Here is a 1373-nt window from a genome sequence, read left to right as displayed (position 1 = left end):
GGAGGGGCCCCGCCTGCCGGCGGGCCGGCCCGTCGACGGCGGCGAGCCGAACGAGGCCGTCCGCGACCTCATCCTCGCCAACGTCCGGACGCCGGACGAGCGCGAGGCGGACCTCCGCGCGCAGCGCGCCGCGAACGCGCGCGCGGAGGAGCGCGTGGGCGAGCTGCTCGACGAGCACGGCGAGACGCTGCTCGACGCGTTCGACGCCGTCATCGACTACTCGCGCGATCGCGTGGAGTCCGAGCTCCGGGAGCTCCCGGACGGGACCTACCGCGCCGGCGACGTGCTCGAAGGCGACGGGATCACCGACGCGGACCTGCCGGTCGAGGTCGCCGTCACCGTCGACGGCGCCGCGATCGACGTCGACTTCGCCGGCACCGCGGACCAGGTGGACGGCAACCTGAACGCGCCGTTCTCGGTCGCGAAGAGCGCGGTGTACTTCGTCGTCCGCGCGGTCACCGACCCGGAGATACCGCCTAACCACGGCTGTTACGACCCGGTCTCTATCTCGGCGCCCGAGGGGTCGCTGCTCGATCCCCGCCCGCCGGCCGCGGTCGTCGGCGGCAACGTCGAGACGAGTCAGCGCGTCACGGACGTCACCCTCGCCGCCCTCGCGGCGGCGGTGCCCGACCTCGTCCCCGCCGGCGGGCAGGGAACGATGAACAACCTGATCGTCGGCGACCGCGCGGGCGGGTTCACCTACTACGAGACGATCGCCGGGGGCTTCGGCGCCCGCCCGAGCAAGGACGGGATGGACGGCGTCCAGGTCGGGATGACGAACACCCTCAACACCCCGGTCGAGGCGCTGGAGGCCGCCTACCCGCTCCGCGTCGAGCGCTACGCCCTGCGCCCGTCGAGCGGCGGCGACGGCCGCCACCGCGGCGGTCTCGGAATCGAACGCACCGTCACCGTCGAGGCGGACGCGACCGTCTCGCTGCTGACCGAGCGGCGCCGGACCGCTCCTCGGGGGCTCGACGGCGGGGAGGACGGCGCGGTCGGCGCGAACCTGATCGACGGCGAGCCGGTCCCGGCGAAGACCTCCGTCGACGTGGCGGCCGGGACGACGGTCTCGGTCCGCACGCCGGGCGGCGGTGGACACGGCGACCCGGCGGAGCGAGACTCCGAAGCGTGCGAGCGCGACCGGCGAGACGGGAAGGTCGACGACCGAGACGGCGATCCGTCCGACGACCGTTTATAAATAGAGTTGGCGGTGGCGCGTGCCGACGAGCGGCCGGAGCGAAGCGACGCGACTGACAGGGCGGGAGCTTCGCTCGCTGCGGTGTCGCCGGCGGCTCCGCCGCCGGCTTTCCGCGGCGCGTAGCGCCACGCTACTTACGTCGCCCGCTGCGGCCTCGCGGCTGGGGATCTGAACC

At 74.2% G+C, this 1373-nt stretch carries 1 protein-coding gene; it reads left to right on the top strand.

From position 1 onward, the window contains the following. A partial coding sequence (locus tag B9G38_RS17455) for a hydantoinase B/oxoprolinase family protein (RefSeq protein WP_086221190.1) occupies positions 1-1198 on the top strand: 1198 nt, incomplete at its 5' end. Between the last annotated feature and the right edge of the window lie 175 nt (positions 1199-1373).

It is taken from the genome of Halorubrum sp. SD612 (assembly GCF_002135005.1).
The sequence above is the reverse complement of the archived record's forward strand: the minus strand, read 5'-3'. Positions and strand labels throughout refer to the sequence as shown.